Source organism: Rhodococcus wratislaviensis, from assembly GCF_900455735.1.
Lineage (GTDB): Bacteria > Actinomycetota > Actinomycetes > Mycobacteriales > Mycobacteriaceae > Rhodococcus_F > Rhodococcus_F wratislaviensis.
This window is the reverse complement of the sequence record NZ_UAUI01000028.1, coordinates 1-23632: the sequence shown is the minus strand read 5'-3', so window position 1 is coordinate 23632 and position 23632 is coordinate 1. Positions and strand designations below refer to the sequence as shown.

Genomic DNA, 23632 nt, shown 5'->3' with positions numbered 1-23632 from the left:
TGCGTAAAAGGGACAAAGGAGCTGGAATGGCGCGCCAAATTGTTGTCGAACACGTCGACGATATCGACGGAACTCCCATTGCGGAGGGAAAGGGCGAGACGATCGTCTTCTCCGTGAATGGAATCGACTACGAGATCGACTTGTCGGCGAGGAACGCGAAGGAGTTCCACAAGAAACTCGATCACTACATCGATCATGCCACGAAGGTAGGTGGCCGCAAGAATCGATCCGCGGGCGCACTCACGTCGGGCGGTGAGGTCAAGCGGAAGCCTGTGCGGCGCGACCGTGACCATGTGAGGGCAGTGCGGGAATGGGCTCAGGAACAGGGCTATGAAGTCGGTGTCCGCGGGCGCATTCCCACCGAGATCACGGAAGCGTACAACGCTGCTCACTGACGACCGAGCATGGTTTTATTTGATGTCCGTGGCAGTAGGGATGGAATGGGAAGCTGAAGGGCGAGCGGCATTCGCAGGAAGCGTGCGGCAAGAGTCCCTGGACGAAATTCTGCTCCAAGATCTGTCATTCGACGCGGAGGCCAGGCCTTGGAGCAATCGCAAATTCGCCGCCTTTCGCGGACCGATTTGTCCAATAAGGAACCCACGCTTTCTCGAAGACTGGGTGCGCCACCGCTACGCCGCGGCCGGCCGGAATTCTTCGAAAATTGCCCATCCCCGGATCCGCTTCTTCTGACGCCCGCGCCTGGGGCTCTAGGCCGGAGCAGTTCCGCCCGATGTCAGTGCTCCGGGGTGGGCGGCGGCGTAGGCCTCCCATACCTCGACGCGTAGTCGTCCGCGGTCAGACAGACACGGGGATGCCGTGGGCGCGGCCCAGGCCCGGACCTCGGCGGTGGGCGGTGTGGCTGCTGCTGCGGCGTTGTCGGTGGGTGTCTCGTCGGACAGTGCTGCCGTCGTGTCCTTCTCGGCGTCCACATCGTTGCCGGAGTCCGCCAGGTCGGCATGTTCGGACGTATCGGCTGCCGGCGCTCTCGCTCTCGTCGCACGCCTTCGGCGCGTCAGCGCACCCGTGACGCCAAGCGCACCTGTGCCGACTTCGGTAGCGGTGGTCTCGGTGCCGTCGACGACGGGTCCGACGGTGTCGACGGCGACGCCATCTCCGGTCAAGCACGCGGTGTCCTCGACAGTCTCGTGGGCAATCTGGACGGCCTCGTCAGCGCCGCCGGCCACCCGGCGGTCCTTGTCGATGTCAATCCCGGCGGTTTCGGTGCTCAGGGCCGCCACCCTCACCGCGTCCAGGAGTTGACCGCGCACAGATTCGTCGAGGGCAGCGAACTCAGGTGATGATTGGAGCAGCATCGTGGCGTGGTCGACCATCTCTTGCGGGCTGCCGGCGAGGCGTCCTGCGCTCGCCGCGGCGAGCATCATGCCCGGCTTCGTGTGGCGGGAGCGGCCCAGCCAATAGCCCACGATCACCGCGATCGCGACCTGCAGTCTTGTCATCATCGTCGACTCCCGCGAATGGGATTTGCCGGTGCGGGCTACGTCGGATCGACTACCCAGCATCGCCCACGCTCAAGAAAGCAGTGGCGAGAGGGCATTCGGCGGAGGAAGCCGAATAGGCTCTGGGAAACCTGGATGACGTCCTCTCACACACAGCATCTCAGGCCGAGCCACAACCAATCCATTGACCGATGCCATGACTCCCACGAGCGAACCGTGGGCGGTGCGCTCCCCCTCTTCAGCTCTCCTTGGCATGGCAGCAAGACCGCTGGCTCAGCGATCGTCGCCCCTCCAGCCCTCAGTCCGCCCACGCAGGGGCGGGTCGCGGAAACCCTCGTTAACGCTCTCCCTCACCCGGATACCGATCGGACGATATAGATGGGGACCGCACCCACTGGATGCGGTCCCCAAGTTGCACTGGTCAGACAGTGCGTACGTTCGTGGCCTGCGGGCCCTTCTGTCCCTGGCCGACCTCGAACTCCACACGCTGGTTCTCATCGAGCGACTTGAAACCGCTGCCCGAGATTTCCGAGTAATGCACGAAAACGTCCGGAGTTCCGTCGTCGGGTGCGATGAAACCGAAGCCCTTCTCACCGTTGAACCACTTCACAATGCCCTGAGCCATGCCGATACTCCCTAGATCTCGATCCGGACCTCACATCGAGGTTCCGATCTCGATGACTTGATCCTGCCATCCTCGATGTAGACGCGAAGACGCGCACTGTGTCCGCGTCGACCTATTGCCGGTCATCGATGCACTATCGGTGACCTTGTGGTGGAAGTGATGGTGTCATGCGCCTGGCGTGCTTTGTGCTTCGCTCAGCAGTATGTACGACCCCATCAGACACGCGTCAATGCCTCCCCCATCGTGCGGTTGAGGGTGCTGAGCGAGCGGACGGCACTGCGAACCGGCCCGGGCGTGGTGGTCGACTGCAGCATGACGTCGGGTGCCGAGGTTTCGGTGAGTTTCTCCGGAGGCTCTACGTGCTCGCCGGCGAGTGCGCGTTTGACGTCGGCGATGGTTGCCTTGGTGACGTCCGCTGCTTGGCCCAATGCCTTCGCGGTCTCCTGCGACGGTCCGCTGTCCGGTTCGCCGCGAGAGGCGCTCACTCCTGCTCGGGCGAGTGCATGAGACGACCGATTGCTGACCGTCATGATCCGCAACAACCGTTTCGCTCCCCGACGAGTCCGCGTCGTCGGTCCCATTTCCAAGGGTTTGCCCGCCGTGACAAGGTCCTTCAGCGTGTTGTCCAGCTTCCGGATGTCGGCAACGAGGTCAGTCTCGTGGCCTGGTTGGACGACGGCTCCGATACCGGTGTCGATGATGGCAGTCATCTGATCGAGGTAGTCGTCGATCTTCGAGATCAGCGTCGATCTCGTTCCGGTGGAGAAGATGAAGTACGCCGCCGCTATTCCGACGATTCCGCCGGCCGCCGTTTCGTAGATGCGCAGTTCAAGTACCTCGATGCTGAATGTGCCGAGCAGTCCGTACAGCATCGCAAGCATGACGGTGACGAAGAAGGAGAGCAATGCGTAGGCAACCGTGACGAGGTAGAACGCGAAGAATACGCAGACGACGAGCAGGAGCAGCTGCAACGGCTGGTTGTTTCCGACCAACGCGGACAGCACCACTCCTGCAAGAACTCCCGCGATGGTGCCGACGACGCGGTGCCCTGCGCGAGAGAGAATCTCACCGCGGGTAGACGCTCCGGTGAAGACGAGGAAGGCCGTCAGGACCGCCCAGTACCAGCGGTCGGGCGAGATGAGCTCACCGAGAATCGTTGCAGCGCTGGTCGCGACGGCTACCTGGATCGCGGCTTTGGTGCTCGGATTCCATCCGGTATCCGTTTCTTCGCCCTCGTCCGGCTTCTTCCTCGGTTCGGATTCTGTTCGCAGGGCATTGCTGGTGATGTGATGGATCGCGATGTGTGCCTGCACTGCCCGCATCGCGACGGCGGTCGCGATACCCGCCGGAGTCGATGGATCGGACTTGTCTGCAGCCGCTGCGGCGAGGCGTCGGGCAGCGCGGAGTTGGTCTTCCGACGGATTGTTCTGCAGGCACGATCCCAGTGCAGTGGTCGCCTGCCCCAGCGAATTCGGCCACGACTTGTTCGGGTCGAGCGCCCACAGCGCGCTGACGAGTTGTTCGGTAGCGATTTGCGCGTCGAAGATGCGAACGGACAGATCATCGTTCGTGACGCTCAGGAGCTGAGCTGCATCGTTGCGGTCGAGCCAGTCGTCGATCATCAGCGCGGTGCTTCCGAGCCGGTCGAGTTTCTTGCGGAGTAGATCGAGGTTCCGATCACCCCTGTTCGACGCCACCTCCAGCACGTCGATCGACGCGGCCCGCAGCGCCCGAACCAACCGTTTGAGTTCGAGCCCGGGCCGGTCCGGCAGGATCACCGTACGGACGAGGAGCGAGATACCGACGCCGACGACGATGGACACGGTGAGGATGGGAATCTGCCCAAGCTGGGCCCGAAGAAAGAGCGCGAAGAAGTAGCAGATGAACGCGACCATCCCGAGAGCCGTACCTCGCGGGCCGTAGCGCCGCACCCAGACGGCCGCGAAGAGCACCGCGATGAAGCCCACATCGGCGACCTTCCCGAACTGGGACAGCACCGCGGACATCGACACCGCTGCGATTGCAGGGAACACGAGCAGCAGTGTCGTGACCACCCTGCTGTGCTGATCCCTGTCCTTGACCGCCGCCGAGGACTGCATCGCGACGACCGTCCCGAGCAGCGCTACGGTGAGTGGCTGGCCGATCGCGTTGGAACCCGGTAACAACACCACCATCGCGAGCACGACGGTGATCGTCGTGGCGGTAGCGGCACGAAGCCGCAGCCGGCCGGGATCGGAGACCGCGAGAAAACGGGCTGTCTCCTGCATGAACCGAAAAGCCATTCACCGATTGTGCGCCTACGGAACCCGCGCGTGCGTCATTGACACCTCGACGCAGCGTGGCGCTCTGCGATATCTCCCAATCCCGAAACTCTTCCTGTCGATCGTTAATCCTCTGCACCGTAAGTTGATTCGGGACGTATTCGCGTCTACCTTTCGCGGTCAGTCTCGGACGACGTCGCTACCGATCTCTTCGAGATCAACCGCGCCTTCGAGGAGGAGCAAACCGGCCAGCGAACGACGCTTGGACGAGCAATGAACCGCCCTACACTGCGCCATGTCGCCTCGTCCACGCGAGTCAGCCATTCAGGCCGATGACCAACACCAGTAGCGCAGCGTAGGTTCCGAGCTCAAACCACTGCGTCCGTTCATGATGCCGATCACGAGGGCGATCGCCATGAGAACCACGCTGAGGAGTGCAGCCGGTTGTCGGCGGTGTTGACTCGAAGTTCACTGTGCTGTCCAGATTGGGCGAATTCACCTGCACCAGTCGCGTCCTGGTCCATCACCACGGTCGCCTCGCCGTCAATGTACAGCGGATCTGCCGGGGCTGCGTCTGAGAACTTCGATACATCTGGGGACTCGGCCCCGAGACAGAGGTAGGTGCAACCATCGGGGGCCACCGTCGATTGATGCGCCCCGCTTGCCCAGTTACGTGACGGGATCCCACGATTTCTTCGGCGTGCTCGGGACTAGTCGTAGATCACGGCAAAGTCCCCGGCGCTCGAGGTCCGCCAATCCGTCCCGCATGGTGTGAACCTGTTCAGGTGAATGCCCCGCCCAGTCCGTGATCTTGCCGACTACACTCACCGGCTCCCCGCCATGAGGTCGATCCAGTGCTCGACCGCAGCGCCACAGATGGGGCTGTGCCTGTTGGCGATGATTTTACGACCGTGGCGGGGTCAGTATCTGATATGAGGAAACTCGCGATCACCCAGAACATCACCCTCGACGGCTCCATCGAGATGCTCGGCGACTGGTTCGACCCCACGGACCAGGATCCGCAGCTACTGGAGGCGACCCGCCGGCAGTCCGAGCGCGCGGACGCGATGCTGCTGGGTCGGCAGACGTTCGAGGACTTCCGCGGCTACTGGCCCCGACAGACCGACGACCAGACGGGCATCACCGACGAGCTGAACCAAATTCAGAAGTACGTCGTCTCCTCGACCATGACCGACCCGCAGTGGCGGAACTCGACCCTGCTCACGGGCGACTGGATCGCCCAGGTGCGGGCCCTGAAGGGACAGGAGGGCCGCGACATCGTGGTCACCGGCAGTATCACGCTGACCCACGCCCTGATCGTCTCTGGCCTGGTCGACGAGTACCGGCTGTTCGTGTACCCCGCCGTCCAGGGTCGGGGACGACGGCTGTTTCCCGACGGATACGAGATGCCGAGGCTGCAGCTGGTGGAGGCACGAGGCTTCCAGAACGGCGTCTGTCTACTGCGCTACACCAACTGAGGACACCACCCAGGACCACCTGCTGTTCATATTCGGGAGTGTGGTTGCCGCTGTGATCGAAGTGCGACTGTTGTCGACCGTTCCAGTGAGACGGTAATCCCCGCGACGCGGCAACGACGCCCAATAGGACCCGCAACGATGCCGCCCCGTCGTCGCCCACCGCGGACCGCGATGTGGCGACGGCCCCGCAGACCACCGCGGCCACTGGCAGACTCCCGGAGCATTGCCGGATACCCGCCTTCGAGACCTCGGATGACGGTGGACGGGTCACGTAGTGCAACTATGCTTGCAGATGCTCTTTCGGAAGCAATTCACCATCCTGCGATCGGGTTGGCTTGGACTCGACATATATGGATCGTCACGGACGAGGAGGCCGCATGGGCACGAAGGCTGAAAACACCACCACGGGGCCCCAGTCCTTCGACGAGCTTCTTGTCGAAATCCGTGCACGTTCGGGGTCGCTGTCTCCCTCGCATCGCAAGATCGCCGAGCGGGTGATGTCCGACCCGGAGGCGGTGGCGTTCATGACCATCTCGGAGCTCGCGGCCGCTGTAAGTGTCAACGAGGCGACCGTGGTGCGGTTCGCGACCGGCCTCGGCCTGAAGGGCTATCCCGGACTGACCAGACTGTGCCGTGAGCGACTTCAGGAGCAGGCGCAGCTGTTGCGCCGGTTCGACAATCTCGAGCATGTCGCCTCCGAGGGGGCGGGCCTGCTCGAGCAGACGGTGGCGCTCGATCAGGCCAACATCGCCCGCACCTTTGCGCGGATCGAGGAGGCGACGTGGAAGTCCGCGGTCGAGCACCTGGCGCAGGCACCTCGGGTACACGTCATGGGACTGCGCAAATGCCACGCACCGGCATACCTGCTCGGGTATCTGTTGCGGATGCTGCGCGAGGACGTCGAGACGGTCACAGCGAGTGTCGGTTCGTTGACCGATGATCTGCGTCGCATCCGGGAGGGCGACAGCTTCGTGGCGATGTCGATCCACCGCTACAGCGCCGACACCATCCGTGCGGCGGAGTGGGCGCGACAGAGCGGTGCGCACGTCATCGCGTTCACCGACAACGCCAGCTCACCCCTCGCCGGCTCGGCACACGACACCTTCTACATCGATGCTTCGAGCGCGTCGGTGCTCAGGTCCATGACAGCCTTCACTTCCCTTGCCCAGGCGATGTCCGGCGGAGTCGCCCACCTGCTCGGACACCAGGTCCGCGAAACCCTCCTCGAAGAGGAGAAACTCCTCAGCAGCTTTCGCGTCTACGCCACCGAACGATCCGACATCTGACTGAGATGGCCCCGCATGCATCGCGGGGAATTCGCGGCGGGAAGCGGACCACTTCGTGCCGTGCGGAGATTCGTACAGCTCGCTGTTGCCGTGTACTCGCGGGCTGATCGTCTGCGGAGGCACCGCGGCTCACACGGTTCGATGCAGTGGTGGGGTGCACCCCGACTTCGGGTGCACCCCACTTGTGCGGCGAAGGAATGTTGCTACTGCGGGGACTTCGACAGGGTTGCGTCGACGTCGCCGGCCTGCTCGGCTGCGGAGGCCGTCTTGCGACGCTGGTGGATGAGTCCGGCCGCCACCGCGAGGGTGGTGACGATCATGGTCAGCGCGAGGGGGGTACGGGTGGCGGGTGTGAAGACCATGCCGCCGACGATGGCGAGCAGGATGAGGCCGACGAGGTAGGACAGGTACGGAAAGCCCCACATCTTGACCGGCAGGGCTGCCTTCTCCTCGGCGGTCTTCTTGCGACGTCCGGCGATCTGTGTTCCGCAGATGCACAGGTAGACCACCACGGCGACGGCCCCGGAGGAGCTGAGCAGGAAGGTGAACACTGCACCGGTGGGCAGGAAGTAGTTCGCGATCACCGCCAGGAACCCGGCGCTCGATGCGGCGAGGACGGCCTTGACGGGTACCCCGGACTTGCCGGTGGTCCCGAGTGCACCGGGGGCTTCGCCGCGGCGTGAGAGGGAGAACAGCATTCGGGACGAGGAGTAGATGCCGGAGTTCAGGCACGACAGCACGGCGGTGAGTACGACCAGATTCATAATGGTCTGTGCGCCGGGCAGGCCGAGCAGGTTGAGCACGGCGGTATAGGGACTCTTGGTGACTTCGGCGGTGTCCCACGGCAGCAGCGTGACGACCACGAGGATGGAGCCGACGTAGAAGAGCAGGATGCGCCAGGCGACGCTGCGCATGCTCTTGCGGACCGCTACGACCGGGTCCTTGGCCTCGCCGGCTGCGATGGTGACCAGCTCGGTGCCGAAGTAGGAGAAGAAGACCGTCAGGACGGCGATCAGTAGAGGAGTGACGCCGTTGGGAAACAGTCCGCCGTGGCCGAGCAGATTCGAGGTTCCGGGCGAGTCGAAATGCGGGAGCACGCCGAAGATCGCGGCGATGCCGACGCCGATGAACAACACGATCGCGGTGACCTTGATCATCGCGAACCAGAACTCGAATCGCGCAAACGATGTCACGGCAGCGAGGTTCACCCCGGTGAGCACTGTCATGAAGATCAGCGCGTAGAGCCAGGTGGGCACTACGGGTATCAGCTGGTTCGCGATCGCGGCACCGGCGATCGCCTCGAACGCGACCGTCACACACCAATGATATGCGTAGAGCCATCCGACGGAAAATCCTGCCCACGAACCTAATTCACGGGATGCGTAGGTTGAGAACGATCCCGTCTCCGGACTCGCGGTCGCCAGTTCGGCGAGCATCCGCATCACCAGAATGATAACCAGACCGGTGAACAGGTAGACCAGGACGATGCCGGGTCCGGCCGAGGAGATCGCCTTGCCGCTGCCGACGAACAGGCCGGCACCGATGACACCGCCGATGCCGATCATCGTCAGTTGGCGGGTGTTGATGGAGTGCTTCAGATTCTCTGAGCTGGAGAGCGATGTTGGCACGACGCCTTCTTCCATAGAACTCGGGATGTGACCCAGGTAACTGCCAGGAGTCATGAAACACGCCCGAGCCGCGTCATGCAAGTGCATTTGCATACATTCTTCACTGTGCAAACTTCACATGACAATCGTGAAAGCGGGTGGACCTGCACAAATGACACCCCGCGCGGAGTGACGGACGAAAGGACGCAAGCCGGGGCGTCGGCGAGGACATCTCGACCCCGCCCCTCGGCGAACCCGGCGGGACATATCGGCACACGCGCCACAGACACCGTGCGAGTCGGTTTGCATTGAAGTGATTTTGTGCAAGTTTGCTTGCATTCTGGATTGCGATGCTGTTGTATGGATCACATGAGGCCCCGCTCCTCGCGTCGGGACGAACAGCGTCCGAGCGCGAGCACCGAGTGGGACTGCTGACGGCTCCCGGAAGCAGACGTGAACCCTGCAGTCAAACCGTCAGTCGGACAGAGCTTTACAAGATGATCGACAAGAAGGAGACGTGAGACGATGACGACCGTCCTGGCAACCCGATCGGGTTCGACCGCGACCCTGGCCCTGAACCGACCCCACCGCCTCAACGCGGTGAGCGAGGAGCTGTACCAGACGCTGATCGACGAATTGGTCGCCTCGGACACGGACCCGGACGTGCGCGCGGTCGTCCTCACCGGCACGGGCCGCGCTTTCTGCGTCGGCGCCGACCTCAAGGCCCACAACTCCGGTACCCGCAGCCGCGAGGAGCAGGCGCACTACCTCGACCTCGCCCAGCGGGTATGCGAACAGATCCAGCGGATGGACATTCCGGTCGTTGCCGCGGTCAACGGCTACGCACTCGGCGCCGGCGCAGAAATGGCGGTCAGCGCCGACTTCCTCGTCATCGCCGAGGACGCCCAAATGGGCTTCCCCGAAGTCAGCATCGGCACCTTCGTCGGCGGCGGCGTCACCAACCGCCTGCCCCGCCTGGTCGGATTGCGCCGGGCCACCGACATGCTGATCCTCGGCGAACGCTTCACCGGCAGCCAGGCCCTCGAGTGGGGGCTCGCGCACTCCGCGGTTCCCGCCGACACGGTGTTCGAGGCAGCGCACGCCCTCGCCAGCACCCTGGCTGCGAAAGCGCCACTGTCCCTGGCTCGGATGAAGGCGGCGCTGCGCCGCAACGACCCGCTCGAGGTGGTGCTCGACACCGAACCGCAGGAACTGCTCGCGCTGATGGGCACGCAGGACTGGGCCGAAGGTGTGGCCGCCTTCGCCGAACGCCGCACCCCGATCTTCCAGGGAAAGTAGAGATGCCCACCATGGCACAGCCCTCCGCCGTCGCGGTCGCCACTCCCCCGTCCCCGGTGACCCGCACGGCGCTCGAACGGCTCTTCGACCCCCGCTCGATCGCGATCGTCGGCGCCTCGACGAGCCCGACCAAGCGGGGCTTCCAGGCCGTGCGGGCCCTGCAGCAGTCCGGGTTTCAGCACCCGGTGTACCCGGTCAACCCGAAGGCCACCGCGATCCTCGGGCTCGAGGTCGTCCCCTCGATCGATGCGCTGCCGAATGGAATCGACGTCGCCCTGATCGCGCTACCCGGCGCGGCAATCCCGGACGCACTGCGCCGGTGTGCCGCCGTCGGCATCGCCGGGGCGGTCGTGCTGGCCAATGGGTTCAAGGAAACCGGGGATGCGGGCGCCGACCTCGATGCGGCCCTCGCCGAGGCCATCGCCGAAACGGGTATTCGGGTGATCGGCCCGAACACCTCCGGGATGCTCAACGTGTCCACCGGGGCCAATCTGGTTGGGCTACAGGACGTACCCGTGGGGCCGATCAGCGTGATCACCCAGAGCGGCAACATGCTGCTGTCCCTGGTCAACGACAACCGCGCGCTGAAGGGACCGGGTTTCCATGCCTATGTCGGTCTCGGTAACCAGGCGGATGTCCGCTACGACGAATGCGTTACCGAACTGTCCCGGCACGAGGGCACCGGTGCCGTCGCCATCCATTCGGAGGGCTTCGCGGACGGCCGGTCATTCCTACAGGCCGCCGCGAGCGCAGTGCAGGACAAGCCAGTGGTGGTGCTGCGAGGCGGCCGCTCGGAGATCGGGCAACGCACCGCGCTCTCGCATACCGGGTCTATCGCCGGATCCGATGCCGTCGCCACCGCGGTGCTCCGCCAGGCCGGTGTCGAATTGGTCGACCGCTCCGACGAACTCGCCATCGTGGCCGGTGCCATGGCGACGACAGCGCCCATTGCTCCCGGCCGTAAGGTCGCCATTCTTTCCGACGGCGGCGGGCACGCCACACTCGCCGCCGATGCGCTGACCGCGCGCGGAATCGAACTCGCGCAGATCGGCGATCAGACCCAGCAGATCCTGCGGGAGCTGCTCGGTGGACCGGCGTCGGTGGTCAACCCCGTCGACGTGGCCGGAGCCACCGACGCCGATCCCACGGTCTTCGCCGCCGCCGTCGACGCGTTGATGAGCGACCCGGCGGTCGGCCTGGTGCTCATCGTCGGTCTCTTCGGCGGCTATCACCTGCGCTTCGACGCGAGCCTGCGCGAGGCGGAGGACGCCACCGCGGACTCGCTGCTCGCGCTGACCGCCTCCCATGGTGTGCCGCTCCTGGTCCAGAGTTGCTACGCGGGTGACGCCGTCGCCAACCACGACCGTCTGCGCGCCGGTGGGGTCGCGGTGATCAATTCCATCGACCACGCCGTCCGCGTCGTTGCCGCTCTCGACCGGCGCGGGCACCGGCTGTCCACCGCAGCCGAGCGCTCCGCACTCGCCCTGCCGGAACCTGCCCCGCGGGCGGCCAGCGGAGCGGGCATCCTCGACGAGCCCACCGCCCGCGCTCTCATCGAGGACGCCGGCGTCGAGATCGGTGGTTGGACCCTCGCCCGTACCGTCGACGACGTCGTCACCGCAGTGACCGGATACGCGCGTCCGTGTGCACTGAAGATTGTGTCCCCGCAGGTCATCCACAAGTCCGATGTCGGCGGAGTCCGATTGAACGTGGTCGCCGCCACCGCCGCGGACAGCGCCCAGGCGATCATCGATTCGGTCACCGGCAACGTGCCCGGCGCGGTGATCGACGGCATCGTGGTCACCCCGATGGCCGACACCGGTGTCGAATTGCTCGTCGGTGCCACCCGCGACCCGATCTTCGGGCCGGTGGTGGCCTTCGGTTCCGGTGGCGTCATGGTCGAAGCCCTCGAGGACGTCACCTTCCGCGCCGCCCCGTTCACCGACCTCGAGGCCCACGAGATGATCGACGAGACCATCGCCTCCCGCATGCTCGACGGCTACCGGCACCTCCCGATCGTCGACCGGGAAGCGCTGGCCCGCTTCCTCGTCCGGGTCGGCGACATCGTCGCTGCCCGCCCCGAGATCAGCGAACTCGACCTCAACCCCGTGATCGCATCGGACACCGGCATCGTGCCCGTGGACGTGCGAATCGTCCTGTCCGAGAACCACCCTGGAGACCACATATGAGAGACCCCCTGTTGATCGACCGCGTCGGCGACACCATCGTCTGGACCCTCAACAACCCGGAAGCCCGCAACCCCATCTCCGACGCCGGCACCATCGCCGCGCTCGAGGACGCCGTCACCGCGGTCAACCGTGACCCGAGCGTGCGGGTAGCCATCCTCACCGGCGCCGGGTCCGCGTTCTCCTCCGGCGGCAATGTCAAGCACATGCTCGACAGAGCGGGCATGTTCGGTGGGACACCCGCCGAACTGCGCCAGGGCTACCGGCACGGCATCCAGCGCATCCCCCGGGCGCTGCATCACTGCGAGGTTCCCACCATCGCCGCAGTCAACGGCCCGGCCATCGGCGCCGGCTGCGACCTGGCGGCGATGTGTGACCTGCGGATCGCCTCCAGCACAGCAAAGTTCGCGGAAAGCTTCGTCAAGGTCGGGATCATTCCCGGCGACGGAGGGGCGTGGCTGCTGCCACGGGCCGTCGGAATGGCCCGGGCCAGCGAGATGGCGTTCACCGGGGAGGCGATCGACGCCGCAACCGCCCTGAACTGGGGATTGGTGTCACAGGTCGTCGAACCCGACCAGCTCCTCCCGGCCGCGCACCAGCTGGCCGCACGGGTGGCGGCCAATCCGCCGCACGTGCTGCGGATGACCAAGCGGCTGCTGCGTGAAGCCCAGCACCAGAGCCTCGAGAGCATCCTCGAGTTGTCCGCGGCGATGCAGTCCATCGCCCACCACACCGAAGACCACCTCGAGGCGGTCGGGGCCATGCTCGAGCGGCGCACCCCGCAGTTCAGCGGCCGATGAGCGCCGTTCAGCCCGGCGTCGGGATCATCGGTGGCGGCATCATGGGCGCGGGCATCGCCGAGGCCGCCGCCCGCGCCGCGTTCTCTCGGATCAAGCCGCACCCGAACTGTCGGTTGGGTGAGCAATCGGTCATCATCGAGGCCGTCCCGGAGTTCGAGGAGCTCGAGCTCGACCTGTTCGCCCGTGTCGACGAGATCGCCCGCCCTGATGCACTACTGGCGACCAACACGTCCTCGATTCCGGTGGTCAAGACCCTACTTCTGCACGTCCCCCGACCCTGACCGATTTGACACGAGCAGTCTCGATCCACCCCGATCGGACCGGCTCGAGACGCACGGACCAGATGCCTGGCCTGCCGCCCCGGGCCAGGCATCGTCGTTGCCCACCGATCACCGGCACCATCCCGGCCGCCACCGAGACCGCTACCATTTTCCGCCGAGGAGACCCACCATGAACGCCCACATCGACGAGACCACGATCGCCGGCCTGCGCTGGCTGGTGGTAACCGGTGAGCGCAACGCCGCCTTCACGCTCCTCGGTGAGTACGCGCGAGAGTCCATCACCGCCGTGCAGAGCAAGATGCCCGAACGTGAAGGCCTGCAATCTTTCACCCGCAGCGATCGCGGCCGCCGCATCCTGGCCGACGTGGTAGCGGCCACCACTCACGCCTATCCGCGATACACCGAGGAGCTGCGCGCGCTCGCGACCGGCGCGACCGTGCCCTACGAGGATCTGTTGTTGGCCAATCTCCGCGGCGACATCGGCATCGACGACGGCACCGGATGCACCGACCTCGCCTGGCGCGGAACGCAGTCCTTCGTCGCCCACAACGAGGACGGCGCCCCCGCCCTCGACGGCCACTTCATGCTGCTCACCCTGCGCATCGAGGGCGACCTCCCGGTCACCGTGCAGTGGTACCCGGGATTTCTGCCCGCCAACACCCTGACCGTCAACGGTGCCGGACTGGTGTGGGGCATCAACCACATCCAGGTCACCACCCCTATCGCCGCACCAGGCCGACACTTCGTCGCCCGCGGCCTGCAACAGTGCACCACCCTCACCGACGCCATCGACTACCTCCGCAGCAACCCCAGCGCCGGCGGCTTCGCCTACACCCTCGGCGACACCAGAAGCGGCCGGGTCGCCGTGGTGGAAGCCGCTGCCGGACAGGTCGCGGTCCGAGAACTCCCGCCCGATAACGGATTCGAGTGGCACACCAACCACATCCGCTTCATGCCGAACCCGCCCGACCAGGCAGCCGCAGGCACCGCGACGGCGAACCTCGGCCAACGCGAGGAAAGCCTCGCCCGCGGCCAAGTCCTCGACAGCCTTGTTCCCGTCCTCGAACCCGACGTCGACTGGTTCACCCAGGTGCTGACAGGATCACCCGTCCCGACCGGAGTGCACCGCACCGCCGCCGGCACAGACCCCCTCACCACGCTGTGCACCACCGTCACCAACCTGACCGACCGGACCATCCTCATCCGCAACCACCACGGAACGACCGCGACGCTCACTTTGACCGAACTCACAGCCGAACCGCACTGAGCACCAATCACTTCTCGAGTGTCCAGAGCGATCGATTACGGCTCGTCGGGACAACCGGCGGATCGCTACGCAGAAATTGGGTCGCAGGGCCGGGGCACCTGGTCGCCGACTGCCGGGGACGGGCGGTGGGCCAAGTGGGGTATCCGCGGTAATCCGTCACCGAACGGAGGACTGCGGTGGGACTTCCCAATCCTGCCTTCACGACGGGGGTGGGGCGGGTGAAAGGCGAAGCGACAAGTTCCCTGCTCGACCAACAGATTCAGCATGCCGCGGCTCCGCTGCCTCGGCCACCAGATCTGGGATAGCCGCGGTAAGGAGTGCGCCGCGAAAGGTGCCGGCGTCGCCTGCAGCAACGATTGGCAGCAGGAGGCCGTCTCACACGGTTGCTGCGAGACGATGCGCCATTCGAGTAGTCACGCAGTGCTGACGCATGATTCGGCTACCAATATGGCTATAGCGCTCTGGAGATCAGTTCCTTCATGACCTCGTTGGATCCGGCGTAGATGCGCTGGATACGGGCGTCGGCGTACATCTGGGCGATGGGATATTCGAGGATGTAGCCGTACCCTCCGAACAGTTGTAGACAGCGGTCGATCACGGCGCACTGTTGGTCGGTCAACCAGTACTTCGCCATTGCGGCGGTGGTGACATCGAGTTCGCCGCGCAGGTGCTTGTCGATGCAGTCGTCGAGGAAGGTGCGTGATACTCGCGCGAGGGTTGCGCATTCCGCAAGTTCGAAGCGTGTGTTCTGGAGGTCGAACAGTGTCTTCCCGAACATTGTCCGCGATTTGGTGTACTCGATTGTGAGAGCTACTGCGCGTTCGATCGCGGCGACGGCGGCGACGCCGCAGATCAGTCTTTCCTGTGGTAGTTGCTGCATCAGCTGGACGAATCCGGCACCCTCGCGTTCTCCGAGGAGGTTGTCCACCGGGACGCGGAGACGGTCGAAGAACAGTTCAGTGGTGTCCTGTCCCTTCTGGCCCAGCTTGTCGAAGATCTGTCCGCGCGAGAACCCAGGAGTGTCGTCGGTCACCTCGGCGACAACGAGAGACACTCCCTTCGCGCTGAGCGTGGCATCGGTCTTGGCGGCGATGATGACGAGGTCACAGTTGCGACCGTTGGAGATGAAAGTCTTGGCGCCGGTGATGACATAGTCGCCCCCGTCGCGCACGGCCTTGGTAGTGATGTTCTGCAGATCTGAGCCGGTTCCTGGCTCGGTCATGGCGATGGCACCGACCCATTCACCGCTTGTGAGTTTGGGAAGCCATCGCGATTTCTGCTCGTGGCTTCCGTATGCGTTCAGGTAGTGCGGAACGATTCCCGAGTGCACGCCGAGCTGGAGCGAGTGGTCACCCGCCATCACCTGTTCGTGAAACAGCACGGCATCGTGGGCGAAAGTTCCTCCCCCACCGCCGAATTCCGTGGGAATCGACATTCCCGACAAGCCCAGCTCGCCCAGAGTGCCGTAGACCTCCTTGTCCGGAAAGCCCTGTTCGGCGAACCGGTGTTGGTGGGGGGTGACCTCCTTGGCGAAGAAGTTACGTGCGAGTTCGGCAACTGCGCCGAGTTCGTCGTCCATCCATGGGGATGCGCTTTCCGTGGTGACAGTGTGAGCAGTCAAGGGTTCGTCTCCAAAGTTGTTGCGAATTAGTCACGATGGGTTAGCGGTCTCAGCTCCCCACCGGAACCTCCCACGTCCGGTCGGCGGTGGGCTCGTACACACCCTGGGCGAGGGGGTCGCGGTAGAGCAGCTCGATCTCGAGTGCATACTTCTCGGCGATCGGTTTGCGGCGCAGCTTCATCGTCAAGGTGAGTTCGTCGCCGCCCGGCTCCCAGAAGGTTGGGAGGATCAGGAAGCGTTTGATCTGCTCCACGCGAGATAGGTCTGCGTTGGCCGTCGCGATCGCGGCGGCGATCGTCGCGATCATGTCGCGGTCCGTCGCGAGTGACGCGGAATCGACCCGGATCTCCTTCGTTGCAGCGAAACTCGCTGCGGCCTCGGGGTCGAGTGAGATGAGGGCGGTGTTGTAGGGGCGCGCATCTCCGATGGTGGCCACGCCGCCGATGAGCGAGGAGGCGGCTTTGATCGCGTTCTCGATCGTAGCGGGGGACATATTCTTCCCCGAGGAGTTGATGATCAGTTCCTTCTTCCGGTCGATGACGGTGAGGTACCCGTCCGGGTCGACGGACACCACGTCACCGGTGGCCAGCCATCCGTCGGCGTCGACGGCGTCGGCGGTCTTGGCAGGCTCTCCCCGGTAACCCTTCATGACGAGGGGCCCACGAACGAAAAGCTCACCGTCGTTCGCGACCCGCATGTCCATGCCGGGCACGATCTTGCCGACCGTTCCGAGTTTGGCGGGATCGGCCGGGGCCGCGCTGGCGATGCAGGTCAGTTCCGACATCCCCCAGATCTCGGAGATCTGCAGCCCGAGTCCTGCGAAGAACGCCAACGTGTCAGCGGGTATCGGTGCCGCCCCTGACACGGCCCATCTGAGCTTGTCGAATCCGAGTTCGGCGCGCATCGGCGCCAACACCGTAAATTCTGCCTTGACGAAGTCGTGTTCCAGTTCTTCCGGTACGGCGAGACCTGCCCGGAGCATCTCGATCCGGCGTGCGCCGACATCGAGGCCCCACTCCAAGGCGTTCCGTCGTGCGTCGTCCGGTTCGTTCGACACCGCCCGTTCGACCGCGATTTTCAGCTTCTCCCAGACACGCGGCACCGCGCCCCAGATGGTCGGCCGGCAGTCGGGCAGTGCGGCAGCGATCTGCCGCACGTCCGCGACCACGGTGACTTGCGTTCCGAACACCATGTGGAAGTACAGTGCCGTCATCCGATCGGCGATGTGTGCCGACGGCATGAAGGAGGTGATGCGATCTCCGAACTCGATCGGGAGGATCCAGCACACCGCGCTGGCCTCGAACAACAATGCAGCATGAGTCGACTCCACCCCTTTCGGGTTGCCGGTAGTGCCCGAGGTGTAGATCAGGGTTGCAACATCGTCAGGCCGCACAGAGCGCCACGCGGCGTCGAAGTCGAAGTCCGGTGAGCCGAGAGCCTTCATCTGGTCCAAGGTGAGCGTCCCGGCCGGCGCCATTCCCGCATCGATGACGACGATCTGCTCCAGCAGTGCGCCGGATTCCCTGATTCGCCCCACATACTCGGCCTCGCACACCACGACCTTGGCTTTGGCGTTGCCGAGAACGTATGCGATGGCAGATGGGGGAAGCGTGTTGTAGATCGAGAACGACGTCGCCCCAACATGCTGCGCTCCGACATCGATGGGATAGAAGTCCACACGATTGGCCATCATCAAGGCGACGGTGTCCCCGCGGCGGACCCCGAGTGCGGCGAATCCGGCCGCCACCTCGCGGACCTGGCTCGAGTATTGCCGCCAGGTCAGCGTTTGTGAATCGCCGACCGTTCGCAGCGCGATTGCGTCCGGGTCGACGGCGGCGGTGCGTTGAAATGCTGCGCACAGCGTGTGGGGCGCTTCCTCGATGGTCATGGCGTACTCCTCGGTTCAGAACTTGCAGCTGCAGATCCACTCGGATGTGTTGTGATGGAGCGTTCTTCGAGTTCCCGGATCAGTTGATGGCATTCGGCGTCGGCCGCCAGGTAGCCGTCGGCGAGCACGTTCACCAGTCCGCGCCCCAGTGCCCACGGTTGCCATGCCGCTGGAGCGAGGGTGCGACCGGCGCGACGAGCAACAGCATCGGCGATCACAGTCGCGGCCTCCTCCGGACTGATACGGCGACGCAGCGAACGAGGAAGACGCGCATCGAGCCGTCTGCCGATCTCGTCGTCGTCGAGCGTCGCCCGAGCCAGTTGGGTGTCGACCATCCCGAAGTACGCCACACCGGCGGAGGCGCCGTAGCCGGCGAGTTCGAGACGGAGTGCCCGGCCGAGTTGTTCGACGGCGGCCTTGCTGATCATGTAGGACGCACCACCGAGACCGGGTGCGAAGGCCGCCGCGGACGACACCACCACGATGTGACCGCGTCGCGTAATCACCTCGTCGATCGCAGGATGGACGGTGTTGAAGACACCGGTGAGGTTGATGTCGATCACGCGGTCGAAGCCCGCCGGATCGATCTGGCGGAGGGTGGAGGGGGGCGGGGTCACTCCGGCGTTCGCGATCACCACATCGATCCGCCCATACCGCTCGATCACCCCGTGCACGGCCGCATCCATGCCGAGACGGTCGCGGACATCGGCGACCACGGTGAGAACCCGCCGTCGGCCGAGCGCGAATTCGGCTGCCGTCAGCGCGGATTGATTGACATCGATCAGCGCGACGGTCGCGCCGCGGGCATGCAGCGCTCGCGCCGATGCCAGTCCGATACCGTCGCCTCCGCCGGTAATCAGGACCACCTTGCCGGCAACGTTGTACTCGGCGCCTCGACCGGGAAGTGGGAGTCCCAGGTCTCTCAGGGTGCGAGCGACAGTCGATCGGGTTCTGTACGTGGCCATCATCAATGCCTTCCATGGAGCAGTCTGACGAGAACGCGGACCAGGGCGTCGATCCGTGGTGTGCGCCGAAACGTGGTGAGCGGCAGAATCGACGGGAATCGCTGCCTCGTCATCGCACGGGGAAAGGTGAATTCCCTCAACCCGTCAGCACCGTGGACCCGGCCGAATCCGGAATCTCCGACACCACCCAGCGGCAGGCTCGGGACGGCGGCGTACATAACGTACGAATTGACCGACACTGCGCCGGTGCGGATTCTTGTCGAGATCTCGTCGCCGCGTCGGCGGGAAAAGACGCTGAGCCCCAACCCGTATCGGCTCGCATTGGCCCGTTCGACCGCGTCGTCCATATCCCGCACCCTGGTTACGGTCAGTGTCGGCCCGAATGTCTCCTCGGTGACCGCAACACTGTCCTCCGGCACGTCCACCAGAATGGTCGGCTGCACGAGGTTGCCCTCGATGGCGTCCGGCCCTCCGAGTACGGCGCGGCCGCCCTTTCCGATCGCGTCGTCGATGTGGCGGCGGATGACGCCGATTTGCGTGGGCATGGTGATCGGGCCGATCTGGGCGTTCCCACCGGACCCGGCCCGGATCGTGCGTGCACGAGTGACCACCCGATCGACGAACGCGTCGAATACTTCTTCGTGCACGTACACCCGCTCCACCCCGAGGCAGGTCTGACCGGCGTTGGAGAGCCCACCCCACACTGCCGCATCGGCAGCCGCTTCGAGGTCGCCGTCAGCATCCACGATCAAGGCGTCCTTTCCGCCGCACTCCATCAGGACCGGGGTGAGTGTCTCCGCGCACGCGGTCATCACCTTCTTTCCCGTGGCGGTGGAACCGGTGAACCCGATCTTGTTCACGCCCGATCGGCACAGTGCAGCTCCTGTTGAGCCGTCACCTGTGACCACCTGCAGAACCGGGTGTTCCGGCACGACCTCGGACAATGTCTGGGCCAACCACACACCGACACCCGGGGTGTACTCGCTGGGCTTGTAGACCACGGTGTTCCCGGCCGCGAGCGCGAAGGATAGAGAACCGAGCGGAGTGAAGATGGGGTAGTTCCACGGTCCGATCACCCCCACGACTCCGAGGGGAAGATATTCGACGCTGGCCGACTGGTTGGCGGTGAAGAGGCTGGAGCGGACCGTGCGCCGACCCGGTACGCGGGCGGCGTTCTTCGCCGACCACGCGAGGTGTTCCAAGGCCATCGCAATCTCGAGCATTGCGTCCGCGCGCGGCTTACCCATTTCGATATGGGTGAGCTCAGCGAGTTCCGGTGCGCGACGGGCGATGATGCCCCGCCACGCATCGAGTCGCCGGGCCCGTGCATCGAATCCCAGTGCCCCCCACCACCCGGCGACCTCGTGCGCGCGGCGAACTGCGTCGTCGATGTCGTCGGCCGACCCGCGTGGGTGGGTGCCGACCACCCGTCCGGTCGCCGGACTGATCACATCGAACATGTCGGCCGCAGGCGAGGTGGTGATCATCGGGTAGTGCCCTTCGGTTCGTCGAGCGCCTTGTCGGCGAGCGCGTTCGCCCATCCACGTGTCACCCGACGGAGGATTGGCAGGGACAGTTCGAGGAATGGGGCGAACCCGGGCGTGGTGTCTATGGCAAAGGTCCAGGTGAGCCGGGTTCCGTCGGGCGTCGGTTCCAGGGTGATGTCCTCGGCGAACCGGCGGAATCCCGGTCTGCTGGCGGACTCGGCGGTGAAGGTCATCCTTCTGCCCTCGTCCCAGCGGTAGAAGCATTCCCTCAGAGCTGCGGCCCCCTGTCCGATCGTCACGGTTCTGGTGGTACCGACGCCGAAGGGGCGTGGCGATGTCCACTCGCTTGCCGTGATGAGTCGCGCCCACGACACCAGTGCGTCGTGGGCGGTCAACACACTCCACACGTGGTCGGTGTCCGTCGACGAATACACGACGTGCACGAGCCGGAATCGGGCGGTCTGGAGGAACTCGTCGTCGGTGGCGGCGAGTGGGTACCAGCGCGTCACAGGTCGATCACCAGCGATCCACCGGCCGAGCGGGACAGACAGATCAGCATCGAATTCTCCCGCTCGTTGTGCGTCAGGATCCTGTCGCGGTGATCGACCTCGCCGGCCAGGACGCGCACGCGACAGGTGCCGCAAAAGCCTTGCCGGCATGAGTAGGCGACGCCGGGGACCTCCCGGCGGATCGCGGCCAGCGCCGTCTCGTCCGGCCCGACTGACACGGTTGTCCCTCGGCGGGCGAGGTGTATCTCGAACTCGCGGCCGTCGACCACAGGCAGTGGTGAGAAGCGTTCGGTGTGCAACGATCCGGTCGGGTCGATCTCGCGCATCACCAGACGTGCGGTCGTCATCAGTGGTGTCGGGCCACACATGTAGACGGCCGCACCAGGCGAAGCGGTGGCGACGATTCCGGCGATGCCGGGGGGCCCGAATTCGTCGTCTGGCCGGATCTCGACCTGGCCACGCGAGTACCGGGCGAGTTCGCCGAGGAATGGCATGGTCGCTCGGGAGCGTCCGAGATAGACCAGCCTCCAGGGCAGCTCTCTGTCGTGGCATCTCTTCACCATCGGCAGGATCGGAGTGATTCCGATTCCGCCCGCGACGAACAGATACGAGTCCGCCGCCACCAGCGGGAAGGCGTTGCGTGGCCCGCGCACAGTGATCGGGGTCCCGGTTCGTAGGGAGTCGTGAACCTCCCGCGAACCACCCAGGCCGGTGTCGATCCGGCGCACCGCGATGCGGTAGGACGAGAGATCATCGGGGTCGCCACACAGAGAGTACTGCCGCTGTTTTCCCGACGGCAGGATCAGGTCGAGGTGAGCGCCTGGGATCCAGGACGGAAGATCACCTCCGTCCGGCGACACCACTTTCACGCTCACAACATCAGCCGCCTCGGTCCGTACTTCCGCAACAATCAGATTCATATCGAACCCCCAGTTGCGCACCGGCTTTGGCCTGGACAGCCACGGAGCTGCACGACTGGCGGCGAACACGTGCCGGTACGCGACCGTCGCCCGCGCGGCCAGCCGGAGAACCCTGGAGGGTTCGAAGTCGGGCGTATCGGAGTCCGAGCCTGCGGAACTGTCCGACGTCGTCATTGTCATGAGTGGCTTTCTCAGTAGGAGCGGTTGGCGGCAGGCGACTGTGCGAGGTAGCGCATCGCCACATCCATGTCACCGATCTGCGAGGGATGGAAGCTGGGACGGAGATACGGCGGGATCTCCGTGATCAGGAATTTGATGTTGGGCACCAGCCCCCGCCTGGTTGCACGGATCAATTGCAGGGGCCAGAAGCGACCCTTGTCCGTCGACGGGTCGGTGCGGAAGAGATAGTTCATCGATGTCAGGAACAGCAGGATGAGCGTGAGGCTGGCGATCAGTGCCGTTCGTACCCGCCGGGCATAACTGCCGTCGACGTACATGTAGGCGTCGAAGGCGACGTTGCGGTGCTCGACCTCCTCGGCGCCGTGCCACCGGACCATGTCGAGCATGACCGGATGCATGCCCGCCTTCTCCAGCGCGGGGTCCGTCAGCAACCACTCTCCCACCACGGCGGTGTAGTGCTCCATGGCGGCAAACAAGCCCAGCCGCTCACACAGCCACGCCCGTTTCGCACGGCCGGACAACCCTCGGTCTCCCAGAATCCGGTCTACGAGCCAGTCCATCTTCTTCGCCATCGGTTCGATGTCCATGCCCAGTTCCGCGAGGTGTTCACGGGCCCCCTTGTGCGAAGTGGCGTGGGTCGCCTCCTGGCCGACGAACCCGACCACTTCCTCGTGGAGCCTTTCGTCCTCGATCAGCGGCAGTGCCTCGGCCAACGTCGCGGACATCGCGCGCTCGCCTTCCGGAAGTACCAGGTGCATGAAGTTGATGACATGCGTGGCCATCGGCTCGTCGGGAACATAGTGCAACGGCACTCCATCCCAAGAGAACTCGACGTCACGAGCATTGATCGCGTGCGCTTCGTCCGTGTACCGTCGCGCACCTACAGGATCGACCACAGGGTTTCGGCCGATTCGGGGAAACGGAATCATCCTGCTGTCCTCACTGTCGACTTCGCCGAGGCTCCGGCCCTGCTGACGATGTATTGGTTGAGGTCCACCCGCCGCGTCCGCGCGCGGAAGCGGCGGTTGAATCCCGGATAGAAGGTGAAGTTGCGTCCCTCTCCGCTGAGGTAATAGCTGTTGCACCCGCCGGTGTTCCAGACCGAGGTCTGTAGCCTCTTGTCGACCTCGTCGACGAACGCCTGCTGGACCCCGGGGCGGACGTCGATACTCGTCGCCCCCTGCGAGTTCATTTCCCTCAGGCAACTGAGGATGTACGCAACCTGAGCTTCGATGGTCACAACCTGCGAGGTGTAGACCACGGAATTGGGGCCGAGCAACATGAAGAAGTTGGGGAATCCACTGATAGTGGTGCCGAGATAGGCTCGGGCGTTGCCGTTCCACGCCTCCGCCAACGTGCGACCGTCTCGACCTCGCACCACGTCGAACGCGGGATTGTCGGTCAACCTGAAGCCCGTTCCCATCACGATCGTGTCGACCTCGTGCAGAACGCCGTCGTCGGTGACGATCCCATTCGATCGCACTTCACGAATTCCGTCGGTGACTACTTCCACGT

At 64.8% G+C, this 23632-nt stretch carries 19 protein-coding genes and 1 pseudogene; 8 read left to right on the top strand and 12 right to left on the bottom strand.

What is annotated here, in order from left to right:
- The first annotated feature begins 26 nt into the window (after window positions 1-26).
- The gene (locus tag DTA22_RS33555) at window positions 27-395 is read left to right on the top strand and encodes a histone-like nucleoid-structuring protein Lsr2 (RefSeq protein ID WP_112302280.1); all 369 of its coding nucleotides are present in this window, start codon (window positions 27-29) and stop codon (window positions 393-395) included.
- Between the two features lie 312 nt (window positions 396-707).
- Here DTA22_RS33555 and DTA22_RS33550 read toward each other — a convergent pair whose 3' ends face one another.
- The 3 genes from DTA22_RS33550 to DTA22_RS33540 form a co-directional block, all read right to left on the bottom strand.
- Window positions 708-1460 carry a hypothetical protein gene (locus DTA22_RS33550; RefSeq protein WP_146777811.1) on the bottom strand — a complete coding sequence of 251 codons (753 nt, stop codon included), beginning with the start codon at window positions 1458-1460 and terminating at the stop codon, window positions 708-710.
- Between the two features lie 418 nt (window positions 1461-1878).
- Entirely contained in the window at window positions 1879-2082 is a 204-nt protein-coding gene (locus tag DTA22_RS33545) for a cold-shock protein (RefSeq protein ID WP_037227806.1), read from the bottom strand.
- A gap of 215 nt (window positions 2083-2297) precedes the next feature.
- Window positions 2298-4364, bottom strand: a complete 2067-nt coding sequence (locus DTA22_RS33540; RefSeq protein ID WP_112302278.1) for an FUSC family protein — start codon at window positions 4362-4364, stop codon at window positions 2298-2300.
- A 911-nt stretch (window positions 4365-5275) separates the two neighbouring features.
- On the opposite strand from DTA22_RS33540, the gene DTA22_RS33530 reads away from it, so the two are divergent.
- The gene (locus tag DTA22_RS33530; protein ID WP_112302276.1) at window positions 5276-5821 is read left to right on the top strand and encodes a dihydrofolate reductase family protein; all 546 of its coding nucleotides are present in this window, start codon (window positions 5276-5278) and stop codon (window positions 5819-5821) included.
- Window positions 5822-6198: 377 nt separating this feature from the next.
- Window positions 6199-7107 (top strand): MurR/RpiR family transcriptional regulator, encoded by a 909-nt coding sequence (locus tag DTA22_RS33520; RefSeq protein WP_112302275.1) that lies wholly within the window; start codon window positions 6199-6201, stop codon window positions 7105-7107.
- A gap of 203 nt (window positions 7108-7310) precedes the next feature.
- Here the strand turns inward: DTA22_RS33520 and DTA22_RS33515 are convergent, their stop codons facing one another.
- Window positions 7311-8735, bottom strand: a complete 1425-nt coding sequence (locus tag DTA22_RS33515) for an amino acid permease (protein WP_245973292.1) — start codon at window positions 8733-8735, stop codon at window positions 7311-7313.
- A gap of 504 nt (window positions 8736-9239) precedes the next feature.
- On the opposite strand from DTA22_RS33515, the gene DTA22_RS33510 reads away from it, so the two are divergent.
- The 5 genes from DTA22_RS33510 to DTA22_RS33490 all read left to right on the top strand — a co-directional run bounded on the left by DTA22_RS33510 (window position 9240) and on the right by DTA22_RS33490 (window position 14547).
- A complete protein-coding gene (locus tag DTA22_RS33510; RefSeq protein ID WP_112302273.1) occupies window positions 9240-10013 on the top strand; it encodes an enoyl-CoA hydratase/isomerase family protein in 774 nt (257 codons plus the stop codon).
- A gap of 2 nt (window positions 10014-10015) precedes the next feature.
- The gene (locus DTA22_RS33505) at window positions 10016-12202 is read left to right on the top strand and encodes an acetate--CoA ligase family protein (protein WP_112302272.1); all 2187 of its coding nucleotides are present in this window, start codon (window positions 10016-10018) and stop codon (window positions 12200-12202) included.
- Window positions 12199-12999 carry a crotonase/enoyl-CoA hydratase family protein gene (locus tag DTA22_RS33500; protein WP_112302271.1) on the top strand — a complete coding sequence of 267 codons (801 nt, stop codon included), beginning with the start codon at window positions 12199-12201 and terminating at the stop codon, window positions 12997-12999. Before DTA22_RS33505 ends, DTA22_RS33500 begins: the two co-directional genes overlap by 4 nt.
- Window positions 12996-13280, top strand: coding sequence for a 3-hydroxyacyl-CoA dehydrogenase NAD-binding domain-containing protein (locus DTA22_RS33495; protein ID WP_112302270.1), 285 nt, complete (start codon window positions 12996-12998; stop codon window positions 13278-13280). Before DTA22_RS33500 ends, DTA22_RS33495 begins: the two co-directional genes overlap by 4 nt.
- 169 nt (window positions 13281-13449) lie before the next feature.
- Complete coding sequence (locus tag DTA22_RS33490; protein WP_160118539.1) at window positions 13450-14547, top strand: C45 family autoproteolytic acyltransferase/hydolase; 1098 nt, start codon at window positions 13450-13452, stop codon at window positions 14545-14547.
- A gap of 451 nt (window positions 14548-14998) precedes the next feature.
- On the opposite strand, the gene DTA22_RS33485 is transcribed toward DTA22_RS33490, so the two are convergent.
- The 8 genes and pseudogenes from DTA22_RS33485 to DTA22_RS33450 form a co-directional block, all read right to left on the bottom strand.
- Entirely contained in the window at window positions 14999-16126 is a 1128-nt protein-coding gene (locus DTA22_RS33485) for an acyl-CoA dehydrogenase family protein (RefSeq protein ID WP_112302268.1), read from the bottom strand.
- 91 nt (window positions 16127-16217) lie between these two features.
- On the bottom strand, window positions 16218-18056 hold the full coding sequence (fadD11, locus tag DTA22_RS33480) for a fatty acid--CoA ligase FadD11 (RefSeq protein WP_112302267.1): 1839 nt from the start codon (window positions 18054-18056) through the stop codon (window positions 16218-16220).
- On the bottom strand, window positions 18053-19024 hold the full coding sequence (locus DTA22_RS33475; protein ID WP_112302266.1) for an SDR family oxidoreductase: 972 nt from the start codon (window positions 19022-19024) through the stop codon (window positions 18053-18055). Before DTA22_RS33475 ends, fadD11 begins: the two co-directional genes overlap by 4 nt.
- The gene (locus DTA22_RS33470) at window positions 19024-20508 is read right to left on the bottom strand and encodes an aldehyde dehydrogenase family protein (RefSeq protein WP_112302265.1); all 1485 of its coding nucleotides are present in this window, start codon (window positions 20506-20508) and stop codon (window positions 19024-19026) included. Before DTA22_RS33470 ends, DTA22_RS33475 begins: the two co-directional genes overlap by 1 nt.
- Window positions 20505-21017 (bottom strand): SRPBCC family protein, encoded by a 513-nt coding sequence (locus DTA22_RS33465; protein ID WP_112302264.1) that lies wholly within the window; start codon window positions 21015-21017, stop codon window positions 20505-20507. Before DTA22_RS33465 ends, DTA22_RS33470 begins: the two co-directional genes overlap by 4 nt.
- Window positions 21014-22117 carry a PDR/VanB family oxidoreductase gene (locus tag DTA22_RS33460; RefSeq protein WP_112302263.1) on the bottom strand — a complete coding sequence of 368 codons (1104 nt, stop codon included), beginning with the start codon at window positions 22115-22117 and terminating at the stop codon, window positions 21014-21016. The genes DTA22_RS33465 and DTA22_RS33460 overlap by 4 nt, the downstream gene beginning before the upstream one ends.
- An 11-nt stretch (window positions 22118-22128) precedes the next feature.
- Window positions 22129-23046, bottom strand: a complete 918-nt coding sequence (locus tag DTA22_RS33455; protein ID WP_112302262.1) for a metal-dependent hydrolase — start codon at window positions 23044-23046, stop codon at window positions 22129-22131.
- Window positions 23043-23632: pseudogene (locus tag DTA22_RS33450) on the bottom strand (cyclohexanone monooxygenase); the annotation flags it as partial. The gene DTA22_RS33455 and the pseudogene DTA22_RS33450, both read right to left, overlap by 4 nt.

Coding starts and splice junctions, on each gene's coding strand:
- DTA22_RS33555 (WP_112302280.1), top strand. CDS start 27: ATGGCGCGCCAAATTGTTGTCGAACACGTCGACGATATCGACGGAACT.
- DTA22_RS33550 (WP_146777811.1), bottom strand. CDS start 1,460: ATGATGACAAGACTGCAGGTCGCGATCGCGGTGATCGTGGGCTATTGG.
- DTA22_RS33545 (WP_037227806.1), bottom strand. CDS start 2,082: ATGGCTCAGGGCATTGTGAAGTGGTTCAACGGTGAGAAGGGCTTCGGT.
- DTA22_RS33540 (WP_112302278.1), bottom strand. CDS start 4,364: ATGGCTTTTCGGTTCATGCAGGAGACAGCCCGTTTTCTCGCGGTCTCC.
- DTA22_RS33530 (WP_112302276.1), top strand. CDS start 5,276: ATGAGGAAACTCGCGATCACCCAGAACATCACCCTCGACGGCTCCATC.
- DTA22_RS33520 (WP_112302275.1), top strand. CDS start 6,199: ATGGGCACGAAGGCTGAAAACACCACCACGGGGCCCCAGTCCTTCGAC.
- DTA22_RS33510 (WP_112302273.1), top strand. CDS start 9,240: ATGACGACCGTCCTGGCAACCCGATCGGGTTCGACCGCGACCCTGGCC.
- DTA22_RS33505 (WP_112302272.1), top strand. CDS start 10,016: ATGCCCACCATGGCACAGCCCTCCGCCGTCGCGGTCGCCACTCCCCCG.
- DTA22_RS33500 (WP_112302271.1), top strand. CDS start 12,199: ATGAGAGACCCCCTGTTGATCGACCGCGTCGGCGACACCATCGTCTGG.
- DTA22_RS33495 (WP_112302270.1), top strand. CDS start 12,996: ATGAGCGCCGTTCAGCCCGGCGTCGGGATCATCGGTGGCGGCATCATG.
- DTA22_RS33490 (WP_160118539.1), top strand. CDS start 13,450: ATGAACGCCCACATCGACGAGACCACGATCGCCGGCCTGCGCTGGCTG.
- DTA22_RS33485 (WP_112302268.1), bottom strand. CDS start 16,126: ATGGACGACGAACTCGGCGCAGTTGCCGAACTCGCACGTAACTTCTTC.
- fadD11 (WP_112302267.1), bottom strand. CDS start 18,056: ATGACCATCGAGGAAGCGCCCCACACGCTGTGCGCAGCATTTCAACGC.
- DTA22_RS33475 (WP_112302266.1), bottom strand. CDS start 19,024: ATGATGGCCACGTACAGAACCCGATCGACTGTCGCTCGCACCCTGAGA.
- DTA22_RS33470 (WP_112302265.1), bottom strand. CDS start 20,508: ATGATCACCACCTCGCCTGCGGCCGACATGTTCGATGTGATCAGTCCG.
- DTA22_RS33460 (WP_112302263.1), bottom strand. CDS start 22,117: ATGACAATGACGACGTCGGACAGTTCCGCAGGCTCGGACTCCGATACG.
- DTA22_RS33455 (WP_112302262.1), bottom strand. CDS start 23,046: ATGATTCCGTTTCCCCGAATCGGCCGAAACCCTGTGGTCGATCCTGTA.